Source organism: Paenibacillus sp. FSL H7-0326, from assembly GCF_001955535.1.
GTDB lineage: Bacteria > Bacillota > Bacilli > Paenibacillales > Paenibacillaceae > Paenibacillus > Paenibacillus shunpengii.
On record NZ_MPVN01000010.1, the window covers coordinates 63,817 to 80,641 of the forward strand.

General features: G+C 47.3%; 14 protein-coding genes. 7 read left to right on the forward strand and 7 right to left on the reverse strand.

The annotated features are described in order from the left end of the window. The first annotated feature begins 17 nt into the window (after window positions 1-17). Together BK126_RS27095 and BK126_RS27100 are read left to right on the forward strand one after the other, a co-directional pair. A complete protein-coding gene (locus BK126_RS27095; protein ID WP_256703071.1) occupies window positions 18-1,946 on the forward strand; it encodes a sensor histidine kinase in 1,929 nt (642 codons plus the stop codon). Continuing rightward, a complete protein-coding gene (locus tag BK126_RS27100) occupies window positions 1,921-3,483 on the forward strand; it encodes a response regulator (RefSeq protein ID WP_076315581.1) in 1,563 nt (520 codons plus the stop codon). Before BK126_RS27095 ends, BK126_RS27100 begins: the two co-directional genes overlap by 26 nt. A 132-nt stretch (window positions 3,484-3,615) precedes the next feature. Here BK126_RS27100 and BK126_RS27105 read toward each other — a convergent pair whose 3' ends face one another. Next, window positions 3,616-4,254 carry a hydrolase gene (locus BK126_RS27105; protein ID WP_076315582.1) on the reverse strand — a complete coding sequence of 213 codons (639 nt, stop codon included), beginning with the start codon at window positions 4,252-4,254 and terminating at the stop codon, window positions 3,616-3,618. A 262-nt stretch (window positions 4,255-4,516) separates the two neighbouring features. On the opposite strand from BK126_RS27105, the gene BK126_RS27110 reads away from it, so the two are divergent. The 4 genes from BK126_RS27110 to BK126_RS27125 all read left to right on the forward strand — a co-directional run bounded on the left by BK126_RS27110 (window position 4,517) and on the right by BK126_RS27125 (window position 8,663). Further along, window positions 4,517-4,690 (forward strand): XapX domain-containing protein, encoded by a 174-nt coding sequence (locus BK126_RS27110; protein ID WP_076315583.1) that lies wholly within the window; start codon window positions 4,517-4,519, stop codon window positions 4,688-4,690. Between the two features lie 27 nt (window positions 4,691-4,717). Further along, the gene (locus BK126_RS27115; protein ID WP_076315584.1) at window positions 4,718-6,559 is read left to right on the forward strand and encodes an amidohydrolase; all 1,842 of its coding nucleotides are present in this window, start codon (window positions 4,718-4,720) and stop codon (window positions 6,557-6,559) included. A 118-nt stretch (window positions 6,560-6,677) separates the two neighbouring features. Beyond that, complete coding sequence (locus BK126_RS27120; protein ID WP_076315585.1) at window positions 6,678-7,628, forward strand: ring-cleaving dioxygenase; 951 nt, start codon at window positions 6,678-6,680, stop codon at window positions 7,626-7,628. 33 nt (window positions 7,629-7,661) lie between these two features. Next, the gene (locus BK126_RS27125; RefSeq protein WP_076315586.1) at window positions 7,662-8,663 is read left to right on the forward strand and encodes a type I glyceraldehyde-3-phosphate dehydrogenase; all 1,002 of its coding nucleotides are present in this window, start codon (window positions 7,662-7,664) and stop codon (window positions 8,661-8,663) included. An 85-nt stretch (window positions 8,664-8,748) separates the two neighbouring features. Here BK126_RS27125 and BK126_RS27130 read toward each other — a convergent pair whose 3' ends face one another. Then, a complete protein-coding gene (locus BK126_RS27130) occupies window positions 8,749-9,972 on the reverse strand; it encodes an MFS transporter (RefSeq protein WP_076315587.1) in 1,224 nt (407 codons plus the stop codon). A 338-nt stretch (window positions 9,973-10,310) separates the two neighbouring features. Between BK126_RS27130 and BK126_RS27135 the strand changes: the two genes are divergently transcribed. Beyond that, window positions 10,311-11,147 carry an alpha/beta fold hydrolase gene (locus BK126_RS27135; protein ID WP_076315588.1) on the forward strand — a complete coding sequence of 279 codons (837 nt, stop codon included), beginning with the start codon at window positions 10,311-10,313 and terminating at the stop codon, window positions 11,145-11,147. Between the two features lie 133 nt (window positions 11,148-11,280). On the opposite strand, the gene BK126_RS29600 is transcribed toward BK126_RS27135, so the two are convergent. The 5 genes from BK126_RS29600 to BK126_RS27155 form a co-directional block, all read right to left on the reverse strand. After that, window positions 11,281-11,457, reverse strand: a complete 177-nt coding sequence (locus BK126_RS29600; protein WP_177178851.1) for a hypothetical protein — start codon at window positions 11,455-11,457, stop codon at window positions 11,281-11,283. A gap of 138 nt (window positions 11,458-11,595) precedes the next feature. After that, window positions 11,596-12,597 carry a 4-hydroxythreonine-4-phosphate dehydrogenase PdxA gene (pdxA, locus tag BK126_RS27140; protein WP_076315589.1) on the reverse strand — a complete coding sequence of 334 codons (1,002 nt, stop codon included), beginning with the start codon at window positions 12,595-12,597 and terminating at the stop codon, window positions 11,596-11,598. Continuing rightward, complete coding sequence (locus BK126_RS27145) at window positions 12,594-13,889, reverse strand: four-carbon acid sugar kinase family protein (RefSeq protein ID WP_076315590.1); 1,296 nt, start codon at window positions 13,887-13,889, stop codon at window positions 12,594-12,596. Before BK126_RS27145 ends, pdxA begins: the two co-directional genes overlap by 4 nt. 55 nt (window positions 13,890-13,944) lie before the next feature. Beyond that, a complete protein-coding gene (locus BK126_RS27150; RefSeq protein WP_047913935.1) occupies window positions 13,945-14,931 on the reverse strand; it encodes a 2-keto-3-deoxygluconate permease in 987 nt (328 codons plus the stop codon). Window positions 14,932-15,089: 158 nt separating this feature from the next. Next, entirely contained in the window at window positions 15,090-16,784 is a 1,695-nt protein-coding gene (locus BK126_RS27155) for a PrpR N-terminal domain-containing protein (RefSeq protein WP_076315591.1), read from the reverse strand. Between the last annotated feature and the right edge of the window lie 41 nt (window positions 16,785-16,825).

Genomic DNA, 16,825 nt, shown 5'->3' on the forward strand with positions numbered 1-16,825 from the left:
CTTAGAGGGAGCAAGCTGTGAAACAGGAGATGGAATTTGCGGTCATCCGCAGGTTATTGAGGATACGTACCTTTTCATTTAAATTTTCGCTTCAAGTCAAACTGATTCTGTCATTTGTCATCGTCATCTTCATACCCGTAATTCTATTCTCTTGGTACACACTGAATGAAGAGTCTGCCAGTGCATTGGAAGAGTTGGCGGAGAACAGCAAGAATGTGCTTGAGGTTGAGAAGATAAATATTGAGAATAACATAGAGCTGATGGGATGGACCGGTCAGCTAGCCTTATCCAATCGGGAAATGAACAACTATCTGCAAATTGAACAGTTCCAGGATGCAGCGCAAGTTTTTCGTATCAAGAACGATGTGGTCAACAGCTTTCAATATTATCTGTTCAACAATCCACGGATTGCCAATGTCCGGTTGTTTACGGACAATGTGTATGTGAATGAGATTTGGCCCGTTATCCTGCAGGAATCACGTATTCAGGCCAAGTCTTGGTATGATGAGGTAATGAAGAGCAGCGGACTGCCTTGGTGGGAGATACAGGAGAATGTGGCGATCACGAATGAGCCAACCGAGCCTTCACCGAATGAACCGTTCATGACCTATCTGCAGGAATTCAAATATCCGGACAATGCAACACATAACGGAATTCTGGAGATCTCGATGAAGCTGTCGAACTTCTTCTCTCAAACGTTTGACAGTGTGCAGGATAAGAACTCTCAGTTAATCGTAGTGGCAAGGAGCGGAGATGTGTTCAGCTTGAAGGAGGCGCCTGTATTCGCTCAGCATAGCGCAGAGGAATTGATGAGCAATGTGAAGCTGACGCGTAATGCAGCTGTCGAGGAGTTACAGTTCAAGGTTCAGGGGCAGTCCTACGTTGCATTTCAGAGCTATATCCCATCCATTGACTTACATCTGGTCAATATGGTGAGTCTTGCGGACACACTCGAAGGCATTAACCAGTCGAGAGTTCGAAATATTGTCCTTATATCACTACTCGTAGCCTTTCTCGTTCTGCTGTCTTATTCGATGCAGGCAATCATTTTGCGCAGGCTTAAGGTATTAAGGGAATCTATGCAGCAGGTGCGAAGCGGCAACTTCAAGGTCGAGCTGCCGCCGATTTCGGGTACGGATGAGGTAGGTGAACTGGGCTTTCATTATCGAGAGCTTATTCTGAAGATTAACGAGCTCATTCAAGAGCAGGCAGCCAGACAGGCGGCGGGCAAGGAAGCCGAGCTGCGGGCATTGAAGAACCAGATTGACTCCCATTTTCTCTACAATACGCTGGAGAACGTTAAGATGCTGGCTGAGCTTGAAGGGCAGGACCTTATATCGGATATCATGACCTCGCTGGGAGGCATGATGCGGTATTCAATGGAATGGAAGCAGGATTATGTGATGCTCACCGATGAGATCCAGCATGTGCAGCATTATGTATCGGTTATGAACATCCGTTATGATGGGAGACTTGATCTCCGATTGATGATTGCACCAGAATGTCTCAAGCAGGAAACACTCAAAATGTCACTACAGCCCGCAGTCGAGAATGCAATCAAGCATGGGATGAGCCGGATGCATTCGAGCGACGGAAACCTCGTCATTACGATCTCTGCTGTTCGGCAGGATCAGACGTGTATTATAGAGGTCACGGATAGCGGCTGCGGCATACCGACGGAAAGGCTTGAATTATTGAACCGAATGTTAAGGATGGAGGAGTCTGCTTACTTGGATGCCCGGAAGCTATTTGTTCGCAGGGATCAGGACAGCAATGGAATCGGACTGCGTAATGTGGACCAACGCTTAGTGATGAGCTACGGGGCCGAATATGGGATTCAGATCGAGAGTCAGGAAGGAAGCTATACACGCGTCATGATGACTTTGCCTTATCGAGTCATGGGGGAAGGAGTGAACTTATATGATCAGCCTGCTGATCGTCGATGACGAGAAGATCATTCGGAGAGGCTTGCAGTCGGTAATTGAGAGAAAGTTTCCTGAGTTGTTCAGCTTCCGATTTGCCGAGAACGGGCAAGAGGCGCTGGAGCTGCTTGACCAGGAATCTGCGGATATTATGCTCACAGATATTCGAATGCCTATTATGGATGGGATTGAACTGATGGAACAGCTTCAAGCCTACCCGGTTATTCCAGAGGTTGTACTGCTGTCCGGCTATAATGATTTTGCTTATGCTCAGAAAGGAATCCGCTGTGGTGTGAAGGATTATCTTGTCAAGCCTGTAGTGCGGGAGGAGCTGTTTGCCGTCCTGACCCGCTTAATACGGGACATAAGGATCAGAGGAGAACGAGCGGACAGGACAGACGAAGATGCCAGTCTGTATGCCGCCGAGCTGGTTACTTTACATGTGAACCAGGTAGATGTGGGTAATGCCATAACACCGAACAAGCTGAAGCAGGCTGGCCTAAGCTGGTTAGCTGCAGGATATACGCTGGGCTTGCTTACGCGACGAAGTGGGGAAGGACCTGGCAGTGCGGATACAGCTTATCTCAGGAATCAAATCGCTGAACGATTACAAGGGCATACGGATTGGACGCTCACTCGTGATGGAAAAGGTGGAATGATGATGATCGCCCGCGATCCCGTGATGTTCTACCAATTGGCAGAGAAGTGGAAGCTTAGTAGAGATGAGCCGGGGCTGCGGATTGCGATTAGCGGTTCTGTTCAGGGAATAGAGCAGGTAAGGCTGGCCTACAGTCAAGCGAAGCAAACGTTGAAATACGGTATTTTGCTTCCTGACCTTGATGTGCTGGACTACTCGAGCTTAAGCAAACGCAATGAGGAGCGGCGTGTCGTTCCTGTTGATCTGATTCAGCGATTATCGAATCTCATTGGAATGGGGCGCAGAGATGAGATCAAGCAGCTTCTCGATCAAATCCTTGATGTCCGTATTATTAGCAGCTGTGAGATCGGCTATCTAGAACGGATTAGCCAGCTGCTGAACGAGGAATTGTTTGACAAGCTGTTCCGCATCTACGGAGATAAGGTGCTTGAATTATTAAGGACGTATGCCCCTGTAGGTCACATCGGAAACTTCGATCAATTAGAAGATTATTACATAGCTGTCGAGCAGCTTCTCCATCGTCTGGATCAGTTCATTCAGAACCGCAAAGAGCAGGTGCCGACGGAACAGAATACGATGCAAAAAGTTCTCGACTACTTGCAGACGCATTATGCTGACGATTTGAACATGGCGGTCGTCTCCAATCACTTCTCGCTCAATTACTCGTATTTCAGCCATGCCTTTCAGGAGTATAGTGGGGAGAGCTTCTCGAACTATGTTCGCCGGTTAAGGCTGGATAAGGCAAAGGAGCTGCTGGTTCAATCTGATCTGAAGGTATATGAGATCAGTGCGCAGGTTGGATTCGAGAATGTGAAGCATTTTACGAGAATATTCAAAGATACGGAAGGCATCACAGCATTGGAATTCCGAAGCCAGCGAAGGCGGTTTGAAACGGAAGTATAACCGGTGCTAGCGTAGGATCGTACTTATAACATCTCAATCCATATACAGCACTGCTGCAAAAAAAAGCGACATTTCCCCAAGAACATGTGGGAGGGATGTCGCTTTTTCGTAGGTATTTGGCAGCTTCAGTTCTTATCCTTCATGCGCGTCAAACATTGTTTTCGCATAAAAAACGCCGGAACCGTAAGCTCCCGTATTCCGAATGACGACATCCATAACAGGATTATAGGTTTCCTGACGAGACCAATCGCGCTGATATTCGAGCAGGACAGAGAGCCAGGTGACCGGAATAGCGCCTGCCTGAATCATTCGCTGCACTGCCATGTCATGAGCCTCTGTTGTTGTTCCTCCCGAAGCATCTGTAACGATATAGACTTCGTAACCGTCCTTAATGGCGGCCACTGTCGGAAATGCCAGACATACCTCCGTCCACAAAGCGGCCATGATCAGTTTCTTACGGCCTGTTTTTCTCACCGCATTTACAAAATTCTCATCTTCCCAAGAGTTCATAGAGGTACGATCAATCGGTTTTTGCTCAGGGAACACCTCCTGGATATGCGGGTGAAGCGGTCCTGAGAAGGATTCGGAAGCCACCGTTGTCAGAATGATCGGAGCATTGAATACTTTAGCCGTCTTAGCCAATCCCACCGTGTTGTTAATAATGACCTGGCGATCAGCGCTTTGCGTGCCAAATAACATCTGTGGCTGATGATCGATAAGGATAATAGCGGAGTTGTCTGGTGTAAGCAAATCTTCTTTGTCCTTAAACATATAAAAGTCCCACCTTCGCTCTATTTTGGATACAGCAGACTTTAATCGGCTAAGCGATGTGCTGTTGTATGCCACTTATACTAGGAAAATAATCCATTTTAAACAATTGGCTTTTTTCTATAGGAAAGATAGGAAGAAATTATACCTTGAATATAAGTTTTTACTATATCAGGTATAGAGAGAGCCTTATTGATGCGTTTTGAAGCCTTCCCATAGAATGAAACTTATAAGATCAATTCTGAGCGTAAGGAGGTACTTCCACATGTGGGGATCCATGATCTTGGCATTAGGCACAGGGATTGCAATCGGCATCGTGTTCCAATCGCTTCGTATACCCTCTCCCGCACCGCCATTCTTAGGCTTGCTAGGCTTATTCGGCATGTTCCTGGGGCAGCGATTAATTCCATGGATTAAACTCTGGCTATCCAGTAAGTAGTACATAACATGTAAAGGGGGATATACGATGTCCGAGCAAACGCGTGTTACAGAAGCAGAACTCATTATCCATAATGCGCACATGATTACAATGGACGAGGCGAATCCGATCGCTTCCGCTGCAGCCATCAAATCGGGTCGGTTTATAGCCGTTGGAGAAGAGGCTGAAGTCATGCAGTATCAAGGGGCAGCAACACGTATGGTAAACGCCAATAAGCGGATGCTGATTCCGGGACTGAATGATTCTCACATTCATCTGATTCGCGGTGGTTTGAACTACAATCTAGAGCTTCGCTGGGACGGGGTGCCGTCGGTCGCTGATGCTTTGCGTATGCTAAAGGCTCAGGTTGACCGCACACCCGCACCGCATTGGGTTAGAGTTGTCGGTGGTTGGACAGAGTTCCAATTCAAGGAGCGAAGAATGCCTACGCTGGACGAGATTAATCGCATCGCACCGGATACGCCGGTGTTCATTCTTAATTTGTACCGTCAGGCCTTCTTGAATAAAGCGGCTCTTCGCGTAGTTGGCTATACGAAGGACACACCGAATCCACCAGGCGGCGAGATTCAGCGGGACAGCAAGGGGAATCCAACAGGGATGCTGATCGCAAGACCAAATGCAACGATTCTATATGCAACCTTGGCTCGAGGTCCGAAGCTGGGCTACGAGGATCAACTGAATTCCACTCGCCTATTTATGCGGGAGCTCAATCGTTTTGGCATCACGAGTGTCATTGATGCCGGCGGCGGTTTTCAGAATTACCCGGATGACTATCAAGTATTTGAAGAACTGGACCGGCGGGAGGAGATCACGGTTCGCACGGCCTATAATCTGTTTACACAGAATCCGAATAAGGAGCTGGCTGATTTTGAGAAATGGACAGCTTCATCCACCCCTTATACGGGAAGTGCTTATTACCGGCATAATGGTGCGGGTGAAATGCTCGTATACAGCGCGGCAGATTTTGAGGATTTTGTCGAGCCACGCCCGGAGCTGCCTGCAGTCCTGGAAGATGAGCTGTTTGGGGTTACACAGCATCTCGTTTCGCAGCGGTGGCCATTCCGTCTGCATGCAACATATGGAGAGTCGATCTCCCGATTCTTGGATGTATTTGAACGTGTGAATAAAGAGGTGCCTTTTAAGGATCTGCGCTGGATTCTGGATCATGCCGAGACCATTCATGAGCGAGATTTGGAGCGGGTCGTAGCCTTAGGCGGGTCGATCGCTGTACAAAACCGGATGGCGTTCCAGGGAGAATATTTTGTTGACCGTTATGGGGCTGAGGCAGCCGAGAATGCGCCGCCGATTGCGAAAATGCTTACGGCTGGTCTGCGTGTAGGCGTTGGAACGGACGCGACTCGGGTGGCGAGCTATAATCCATGGGTAGCCTTGTACTGGCTCGTAACGGGCAAAACACTCGGCGGACTCTCCTTGTATCCGGAATCCAACCGTGTGGAGCGCCATGAAGCGCTTCGGATGTATACGGCAGGGAATGCATGGTTCTCCAAGGAAGAGGATGTCAAAGGGCAGATCAAAGCTGGTTATTATGCGGATTTTTCACTGCTCTCAGCTAACTTCTTGAATGTTCCTGAAGAGGAGATCAAAAAAATCGAATCGGTATTGACGGTAGTGGGAGGGAAGATCGTCTATGGCGTCGGCGAATTCCAGCATTTATCACCTCCAGCTCCCAAAGCAAGTCCGGACTGGTCGCCTCATAACTATTACGGCGGCTATTATAAGACACCTATATCCGGAGGGGCAAACGGCCAGCAAGTGTTAGATCAACAGCATCAACAGCTCCATCATCATCACAGATGCAGCCACCACCATGGCAGCGGATTCTGCGACTTGGATTGTTTTGTGTTCTAGAAGTATAAGTCCTATACGAAGCAGATGCTGTGCACAGGCTGCCGTTCGATCGGCGGCCTGTTGATGGTTGCAAGAGCTTCCCTGTTTCTTACTAAGCATAACTTGGAGGTTGTTTATCATGACTAAAAAAACAGCTGGAATTCATCACATTACATCGTTTGTGGGTAATCCGCAGAGAAACGTTGATTTTTACGCGGGGGTATTAGGTCTCCGGCTCGTAAAAAAGACCGTCAACTTCGACGCTCCCGAAGTGTATCATCTTTATTTCGGCAATGAAGTGGGAAGTCCAGGCACAGCGATGACGTTCTTTCCATTCAATGGAGCCCGCCGCGGCAGAGTGGGAGGAGGCCAGGTTGGACTCACTACGTTTGTGGTCCCGGCTGGAGCACTGACATTCTGGGAAGAGCGTCTGGCTAAACTGAACGTTGAATTTAAGCGCACGCAGCGTTTCAATGAGACCTATCTGCAATTCAATGATAAGGACGGCTTGCAGCTGGAAGTGGTTGCGAGAGAAGAAGGAGCGTTAAGCAAGTGGTCCTATGGGGGCGTGCCAGCCGATAAAGCGATCAAAGGGTTTGGCGGAGCCGTGCTATACAGCACGAATCCCGAACAAACCCAGAATACGCTAAGAACCGTTATGGGCTTGGACAAAGTCGGTGAAGAGGGCGGACTGGTACGATATCGTTCCTATGGTGACCTTGGTAACATCATCGACGTTAATGCTGAACCCATGGGATGGGGGAGTGAAGGCGCAGGCACCGTTCATCATATTGCATGGCGGGCACAGGATAGCGAGGATCATGTCATGTGGCGTGAGCATGTTGTGCAGCATGGTTTTCAAGCCACGCCAATCATTGATCGCCAGTATTTTAATGCGATTTATTTCCGCGAACAAGGAGGAATCCTGTTTGAGATCGCTACCGACCCTCCAGGATTTGCAACCGATGAGCCTATGGAGAGCCTGGGGGAGAAGCTTCAGCTTCCACCATGGTTGGAATCCCAGCGAGACATTGTAGAGGGGAATCTTCTTCCCATTGAAGTTCGTGTGTTAGGCGAAGATATACATTAAAGATAAACCTAAGGAGATAAATAGGAGGATACCATGGGGAAAATTGCGATTTTTGGATTCGGACGCATTGGAAGACAGCTGCTTCGTGCAGCACTGCTAAACGATTTATTTGTACCTTATTCCATCTCAGACATTAAAGATGAAGCTGCGCTGGCTGCCTTGTTTGAAGTAGATACAAATTATAAGCGCTGGCATGAGCCTGTTCAAGGTAGTGAAGGACAAATTAAGATAGGCGACCGTCACATCCACTACTTGAATGCAGCACAGGAAATCCCGAACTGGGGAGAGCTCGGTGTCGATCTGGTTATTGATTGCACAGGACGCGCGGTTACACGGTCTGTTGCAGAGCTCCATCTTCACCGGGGAGCCAACCGGGTGCTCGTAAGCGGTCCAAGCAAGAGCCTGGAGGATTGTGATGCGGTGCTCCTAAAAGGCATTAACTTGTCCAGCTTTGATCCAGTAGAGCATAAAATTATTAGTATGGCCAGCTGCACGACTAACGCATTGGCACCTGTAGTTAAATTGGTCCAAGAGAATTATGGGATTAAATATGGTTTATTCTCCACCGTTCATTCATATACCAATACCCAATCATTGACGGATCAGCCGATGAAAGACCGCAGAGACTCCTGGGCGGCGGCGGAGAACATTATTCCTTCCTCATCGGGAGCTGCCAAAGCACTTAAGTTCATATGGAAGGATCTTCAGATCACAGGTAAAGCCTATCGAATTCCAACCCGAACGGGCAGTATTGCGGAATTGAATCTCATTACGGAGAAGCCATGTACAGCGCAGGAGATCAATGATATGTTCCGCAAGGCTGCCCAAGAAGGCGAGTTAAAAGGTGTGCTGGATGTGCTGGAGGGAGAGTGGGCTTCATCCCGTATCGTGGCAGATCCGCACTCTTCGATTATTGATCTTCCGCTAACACAGGTGCAGGGCGAGCTCTTATCCGTTGCAGCCTGGTACGACAATGAATGGGGCTATGCTTCCCGGTTAGCTGAAGTCGCTGCCTTTCTTGCGATCGAGCAATAAGCTTATTTGAATAAAATGAAAAGAAAGCATGCACCGGTAAAACCGAGGTTTCACGGGTGCATGCTTTTTGCAATTTTTTATAGACTTAAATCGAACGGTTCGGCTGATGCTGATGGCCGGTTGCAGCAGGCGGCTCTCGAAGCGGAATTAACAGTGGAACGATCATGCTTAGACAGAGCAGGCCAGCCAGGATTTCAAATGTAAGTAGATGACCTCCCCTATCAATGAGATAAATGGAGAGTATAGGTCCTAGCGACGCACCTATAAATAGCATGAACATGTGGAACGAAACGGCAATGGCTCTAGCCTCTCCTGCCAGCTGACCGATCAGCGAGATGAGGGCAGGAAGTGCAATGGCAACGCCTGTTGTGAATACGATGCTCATCAGGATCAGGAAGGTTAAGTTAGGCCAGACTCCGAGCAATCCGAGACCGATAGCTGCCAACATTAATCCGCTCCACAACACGCGCTTCACCCCATACTTGGCGACCAGTTTACCGTCGAATGGAGACACCAGCATGCCGATAATGCCTGCCGCCCGAATCCATAAAATATCCTCATGACTTAATTGGAATGGCGGGCTCGTTAAGTAACTGCCGAGCGTCGTAAAATATCCAACCAGTGCAGTGAACAGGATCGTTGATATAATGTAGCAGAAAGGGAGTCCTTTGATCTGAAAAATGGTACCGATCCGGACGAATGAAGCAGCAATGCTGCCTTGTTCCCGATCATTGGAGTCCCTTGGAATTCCAAAGGTGATGATCACAAAGGATATGAGATAGATGCCGAACAAAAAATAGAATACGTACGACCAGCTGAACGTGAATACGATGATACTGCTGTAAATTTGTCCTATGATACTGGCCATCAGGAAGGCGGTACTAATAAATCCGATAATCGTTACTCGCTTCTTCGCGGGGAACATCTCCATGGCATAGGCTAGAACAGATGGGGGGAACATGGAGGCAGCCAAGCCCTGAAGACAACGCAAAGCTACAAGCCAGGTAAAGGTTTGTACAGTCCCGATCCATAGTGTTGTTAAGGTCAGCAGCAGAAGCCCGGCGATCATTAGTTTCTTACGTCCATATCGATCTGATAGAACGCCGAAGAGGAGGCCGCCGCCTGCAAAAGCAAACGAGAATGCACTGCCGACCCAAGCGGCTTGAGAGGAAGATACGTTAAATACTTCAGCAAATAACGAGATTAAGGGAATGGTAATGTAGACGGCAGAGACGACGATCAGAGAACACCAGAACAAGATGACAGTAACAAATGAGCGGGGTGCACTCTCTGTAGATAGACGGCTCAAGGGCTAACCCCCTTCTTCATGCAGTCACTGATTTGCAGAGAAATGAAATCCCACTCGAATTGAATCTTCATTAATATTCTCCTTTGCTTGTAATTAAACCCATCTTATAAGCTGCCTAACTGCTGATCAATATGGATCTGACTATATCTCGTATAGCTTTTCATTATAGATATCATTAGATTATGTTCACTTCATTCAGGGTAATTACATATAGAAAAATCCTATAGAAGGTATAGTAAATTGCTAAAATACAATACTTAAAAAAACCGCTATGATAATGATGAAAAAGGTCAGTGGTAGCTGACCCTAAAAAACTAAATCGAGAGGAACGTATAAATATGCCTAAATTAAATGTGGGAACCGAAAACGGACAACCGATTGAATTGTATTTTGAGGATCTTGGTGCAGGAAAACCCGTCATTCTCATTCATGGCTGGCCGCTCAGCGGTCGTTCTTGGGAGAAACAGGTTCCAGCACTTATCAACGCGGGCTATCGTGTAATTACCTATGACCGCCGCGGATTTGGACAATCCTCTCAGCCGTATAATGGATACGACTACGATACGTTTGCAGCTGATCTTGATCAGCTGATTACACATCTGGATCTGAGCGATGTAACACTGGTCGGGTTTTCCATGGGCGGCGGTGAGGTTGCCCGGTACATTGGTACCTATGGAACGAGTCGTGTTAGAAAGGCCGTGCTGGCAGGTGCTGTTCCTCCGTACTTCTACAAATCTGCCGAGCATCCGGAAGGGGGGCTGGACGAAGCGACGATTCAAGAATTTCAAGCCGGCCTGACAGAAGACAGGATCGCTTTTCTCGATGGCTTCACGTATAACTTCTTTAAGGCAGGAGATCGAACAGATCTGGTCAGCGAGCCCTTCCGGTTGTACAATGTTGCCATTGCTTCTGCTGCTTCTCCAAAAGGAACGCTGGATTGTGTTGCTGCCTTCGGCCGGACCGACTTCCGTGAAGACTTGGCCAAATTCGATATCCCGCTGCTCGTCATTCATGGGGATTCCGATGCGGTGGTTCCGCTTGAGGTCAGCGGTCAGCTCTCACATGAAGCAGTGAAAGGCAGTGAACTCGTTGTTATCGAGGGTGGACCTCACGGCTTGAATGCCACTCACGCTGAGCCATTCAATAAAGCGTTAATCGATTTCTTGAATAAATAAATGGATAAAAATTAGATCTATATATAATAGAAAGAATCGGTCCGCAGGCATCTAAAATGATGCTTCACAGGACCGATTCTTTTTTTCTGCTTTGGACTATATGGCCTGGCCTTTTCTGAGTGTGAGGGGAGTCCTAATGATAGTTGTTCGATTCACTCTCGTTATATTTACCATTGCTGTCATGCTGCGACTGCTTCCGGCGGTCATTGCGGGCTTGCTGCTTCTGCTGTGCATCCAGGCTGTTCACAGCCGTGGTTTCTAGATCCTTCACTTCATTAATAAGGTTCTTGTCCGGTTGATTAGTACTCAATTGATGAGTCCTCCTTATCTAACTGAGATCGTTTTATGAGGTATATTATGTGCTGGCTTATATACACCTATTCGTGCGAGGAAAAAAAACCCAGCGATCGCTGGGTTTTTCAAGTGCAAACTGCAGTCACGCTAGGTATTAGATTCGATCTTTTGGTGCCAGCTCAATGGCAGAGCGGATCGCCGCGAGCATGCTCTTGTCTTCAGCAATGTTTTTGCCTGCAATATCAAATGCTGTTCCGTGGTCGACAGAGGTACGGATGATACCGCCCTTTAGTCCAACTGTAATGTTCACGCCTTCTTCGATACCCATGACCTTGATTGGTGCATGCCCTTGGTCGTGGTAGCAGGCAACAACGATATCAAAATCACCTCTGCCAGCTCTAAAGAACAAAGTGTCAGCAGGGAGAGGACCTACTACATTAATGCCTTCCTTCTGGGCACGCTCAATGCCGGGCTGTAGCTTTTCTTCTTCCTCACCGTTACCGAAGAGTCCATTCTCACCCGCATGAGGGTTGATTCCGCAGACCGCCACTCTCGGATTGTCGAAGCCGGCTTTCTTCAGCGTATCATGGGCAAGCTTAACGACAGTGTACGTTCTATCCGGAGTAATGCTGTGGATGGCTTCAATCAGCCCCATATGAGTTGTCAGGTGAATGACTCGCAGGTTCGGAGTCGTCAGCATCATAGAGAAATCTTTGGTATCTGTGAGATCTGCCAATATTTCAGTGTGTCCCGGATACAAATGTCCCCCCTGGTGCAAAGCTTCTTTGTTCAATGGAGCCGTACAGATGGAGTGGATCTTGTGCTGCTTCGCAAGGTCAATCGCTCTTGCCAGAAACTGAAATGCTGCATCTCCTGCTACAGCAGACACTTCACCAAATTCAAGATCTGCAGGGACGAGATCCAGATCGATCACATCCACGGTACCGAATTCGTACTTGGCCTCGGATGGCTCTTGAATCGAACGTACCTTCAGATCTGAGCCGATGATTGGCAGAACTCGCTCTAATATTTTAGCATCCCCGATCACAAGAGGATTGCAATTATCATACATTTCCTGATGGGCTAATGCCTTCATAATAATCTCGGGTCCGATGCCTGCCGCATCACCCATCGTAATTCCAACCGTTGGTTTCATTCTATAGGTCCTCCTTTTAACTTTTGAATCGCATGGATAAATACGTCTGGCTTGCCGAATCCGCCTGCTTTTGTAATCACGTACAGATCCTTGACGCCTATAAATTTCGAAATCGGCACACCAATTTCCAGCTCGTCCAACAATTCAAAGCCGCTGATATTCCACTTCATACAGATTTGCTTCGCCGTATCTCCGCCTGTCATGGAGACACCTGTAAAGTAACCCTTCTCCAGCAGTCTTGCACAAACCTCACCAATGGCTCTCACAATCTCGTTACTAACCTCGGTATGGTTAAGTCCTCTGGACTCGCCTGTGGTACGTGCTTGTTCGATATCGGTCTGCTCTGCTGTGGAGTAGATCACAATATCCTTACCCTCTAAGGCCAGGGACTTCACTTCTTCAAATACACGTTCCATTTCTGCGTTGCGCTCCGATGGCTCAGACACAGCCTTGTAAGATTTAAATTGTACCGGGCACACATCCGTTTGTTCAAGCAGCTGTCTGAGCTGTGCGCGCGAGTTCTTGTTTACACTGCCGACGACAGTAAGAGTCGGACCTTGATTTTCAGCGATTGTAAGCTCTGACTGAGCGTGTGATATACCGTAATGCTCGGGCAGGTAGTTCGCAATCCCTGCTGAACCGGCCCATGCAAACGTATAGCTCAGCTGCTGCGTCATTTGCAATATCCGTTCCAGATGATGCTCCTTGGTCGAGTCAACGAGCACATATGGAACGGAGTTCTGCTTGAAGTGCTTCAGCTTATTTTCAACATGATCTTTCCCGGCCTCCAGATCACTTGCCGATATCTCCCCAATCTCATATTTCGTTTGCAGCTTAAGCAAGTCTGGAAGATAAGAGAGGGTAACCGGAGTCTTGGGATCATTTGCAATTTCTGTTTCACCAAGCGGTATGCCATTTAAATAGTGGACACCGTTCAAGATGGTGCGATGGTTCTTAGGATAGCCGGGTGCAATCATCATAAAGTCAGGTTTAACGACATCATATAACGCATCTATTTCTGCACCGATATTTCCACGCATGGTGGAATCCATCTTTTTAAAAATGGTATTGAATCCGGCCTTTGTTAAGAATTCCGCCGCCATACTTACCCGCTGATAAGCTTCATCCGGGGTGATGGAGCGGCTGTCTGTATCATAGACGACAGCATCGTAGCTGCGAATGTTGTCCTCATCCATATCAAATAATACGCTAGTTCTAAGGCCATGACGTGCGAGCTGAACTCCACTGTCATTGGCGCCAGTCAAATCATCTGCAATGATGGCTAGTTTCATGCAGTTACCTCCTCCTTGAGAAAAACGAGTGCAAATTGAGGGGCCATTATAACCTCTATGCAGCTGGATTGTTATATTTTTCGACGCCGCCGGATTTCTCCAATCGTTTGGATAAGAAGCCAATGAAGATCGGCAATAAGATGGCGGTCGTTACGACACTTGCCGCAATTTGTACTGTGGCGATTTCAGCAATCGGGCCAAAGGAAGCATTCGCTGCGACGATCGCAGCCGGTGTACCTACTGCATTACCTGCTGTTGATCCTTCCGATGCACCGACAATTGGGTTCCAGCCAATGGCTCTGAAGAGCAGGAATCCGAGACCGCCTGTTAGCAGCACGGTTAGTACGCCTAGCAGGATACCACTAAGGCCACCTTGGATGATGGAAGAGAAATTGATGCCCATCCCCAGAGAAAAGGCGAAGAAAGGAACCAGCTTATCACTGCCTTTGTGCAGCCATTCTGCCATATTACGGTCCAGGTTACCAATAATTATGCCGACAGCCAGCGGGAGCAGAACTGCTACGAAGGACATCGGTGAGAACATTCCGTCAGCAAAGCCCATCGCGCCAAAGATCGAGAGCGCTACCATGGTAAGAAACGGTCCGTCACTGAGTGCAAGGAAAGGGTAAGCTGCTTTGTCATCCTCTTTCCCGTATTGTCCAGCTAGTGCAATGTAGAGTCCGCCGTTTGAGTTCGTCATGGCGGCAATAATGGCGAGAGGCGCTAGACCCAGAAATAGTCCGGTTGAAGAATCGGCAAACATGATGGCAATCAATCCGATGATTGCGCCGACGGCCCATTTAAACACCAGCAGCGTAACACCCTTTGCAACAGATGATCCCGCTGTTTTAAACGTAATTTGCGTACCGGCGATCAATAGGAATAGTGCAATAAGCGTGCTTGAGCTGTTGACAAATAGGGCTTCGGTAAAACCTCCAATCCGCAAAGCGTTTGGAGCGAATGTATTGATACATGCCCCGATGAGAAGAGGGACAACCATCATGCCGCCAGGGATCCGATCTAACGTCGCTTTAATATTCATATTGTTTAGCTCCTTGTGTAATCGTTTTAATAAAGCGCTTGCAGGAACAATACTATATCATGTTGTTTATTTTAGCAACATTAAAATTATGTAAATGTGTCCAAAATTAAAAAATTGTTTAAATATGCAACACATTACTATATAAAAAAAGCGCAAACTTAATCATTCTTAAGTTTACGCCATAGGGTGGCTCGATTAATCCCTAATCGCTCTGCTGCCTTGGATTGATTATTATTTTCTTCTTTCAACACATAGGAGATAATTTCTTTTTCTATGTCTTTCAAAGTACCTGTAAGCTCAATGGATTGTGATGCTCTTGAGGCAGAATATCCGTCTAACAATCGAGAGAGGGTTTCTGCTGAAAGTACATACTCCGTTTCGTTCATGGCCGCTTGTTTAATCAGCTGCTTTAGCTGGCTTATAGACATATGGGATGCTTTTTGCTGTATCAGCTGCAATGCATCTTCCTTAATCTTGATAGCTGTCGTTCCATATTTCTGATAATAATCCGATAGAAAATGCTGAATCAGTGATGGCAGATCATCCAATCTGTCCAAGAGGGTCGGCATGATGATGGTATTTAGTTTAAGATGCTGTGGCCAATGCTCGTCCAGTGCCTGTTCACTGATCATGAATACTCCAACCTGCTGATTCAGGCAGGACTCTGTAAATGCGATTAATTCTGGATCCTCAATGCGGTGTTCCACATGATTCAATTCAACATTTCTTACTTTGGACAGGGGAATGTCGCTTAATACACCTGGAGGAACAAGCTTCAGATCGATCTGGAGCAGCAGCCCTCCATTGGCATACGTTTGATGAATATACTTCACCAAGTAGGATTTTCCTGTATCCTCCTCACCCAGCAAATGAATGGGCTCATGATACTTATAGAGCATGTTGATATGCTTTAGCGTTGTGCGCATGGCAGTGGATTCAGCTACAATGGGTTCTACGGATGTCTCATAATAGGACTTGATGCCAAGATGAGCAAAGGCATAAGGCTGCCCTTTTTCTAAGGAGTAAACCTTGTAGCTGATACGGTTTATCGTCGTTTCATAGGCGTTAACGGTGAGCTGATAGTCATCAACAATAAAGACATTTTGAACCTTCGATTGATGAAAATCGATATTCGTGTTGGTCACATAGATATGGTTCTCTGTCAAAGGGTTATGGTCAAAATCGTTCAGCTGTTCGTATACGACTTCATTCTGCTCATTCAAAATGATGAGGTTCGGGTGCTCATTCATCACGAGTTCATTCAAAATCATCGATACAGCGTTGTTCTTACTCAAATAGCGATAAATAAGCTGGGCATCTTCCAGCGCTCTCAATATCGATTCTTTACCGGATTGAATGAGAAGCCCCTTCATGCCATAAGCATTAGCTGTATTTACAGTAATCACGTCGCCGACAATTTGACGGTAACCTGCCGCTTTGAGCTCAAGCAGCAGCCTTGCCACATCCTCGGAGCTGTGTATGGTATACACCTTCAGAGGCAAATCCATCAGATCGATAATCGATTGTGCACCAGATGTAATATTGGAAAATCCAACGATAGCCGTTTGACCATTATACTGACTGGCTAGCGTCAGCGAACGAATCATATCGTAACCCGATAGGTGGACGTCAATGACGGGAATGGTCACGGCTTCTTTAATGAATTGAGCCGTCCCGCCGCGGCTGATAATAATTTCTGCCCCGTTTTTTTCTGCCTTCGCTGCGAGTTCGGCTCCTCTGCCAAGATCACCGACCGCATATTGAATGTCTAAGTGGGGAAATTGTGGAATGCACTCTTGTATAATAGGAATCATTGCTTCGTAGGGAGCAATGATGTGGACGTGTGTACGCATATGTATCCTGCCTTTATTTATTACAAACTAAAGTAACCTGT

Excerpts from the sequence above, each read along its gene's own strand:
- BK126_RS27145 (WP_076315590.1), bottom strand. The coding sequence starts at position 13,889 with ATGAAACTAGCCATCATTGCAGATGATTTGACTGGCGCCAATGACAGT.
- BK126_RS27100 (WP_076315581.1), top strand. The coding sequence starts at position 1,921 with ATGATCAGCCTGCTGATCGTCGATGACGAGAAGATCATTCGGAGAGGC.
- pdxA (WP_076315589.1), bottom strand. The coding sequence starts at position 12,597 with ATGAAACCAACGGTTGGAATTACGATGGGTGATGCGGCAGGCATCGGA.
- BK126_RS27110 (WP_076315583.1), top strand. The coding sequence starts at position 4,517 with ATGTGGGGATCCATGATCTTGGCATTAGGCACAGGGATTGCAATCGGC.
- BK126_RS27155 (WP_076315591.1), bottom strand. The coding sequence starts at position 16,784 with ATGCGTACACACGTCCACATCATTGCTCCCTACGAAGCAATGATTCCT.
- BK126_RS27115 (WP_076315584.1), top strand. The coding sequence starts at position 4,718 with ATGTCCGAGCAAACGCGTGTTACAGAAGCAGAACTCATTATCCATAAT.
- BK126_RS27135 (WP_076315588.1), top strand. The coding sequence starts at position 10,311 with ATGCCTAAATTAAATGTGGGAACCGAAAACGGACAACCGATTGAATTG.
- BK126_RS27150 (WP_047913935.1), bottom strand. The coding sequence starts at position 14,931 with ATGAATATTAAAGCGACGTTAGATCGGATCCCTGGCGGCATGATGGTT.
- BK126_RS27125 (WP_076315586.1), top strand. The coding sequence starts at position 7,662 with ATGGGGAAAATTGCGATTTTTGGATTCGGACGCATTGGAAGACAGCTG.
- BK126_RS27105 (WP_076315582.1), bottom strand. The coding sequence starts at position 4,254 with ATGTTTAAGGACAAAGAAGATTTGCTTACACCAGACAACTCCGCTATT.
- BK126_RS27120 (WP_076315585.1), top strand. The coding sequence starts at position 6,678 with ATGACTAAAAAAACAGCTGGAATTCATCACATTACATCGTTTGTGGGT.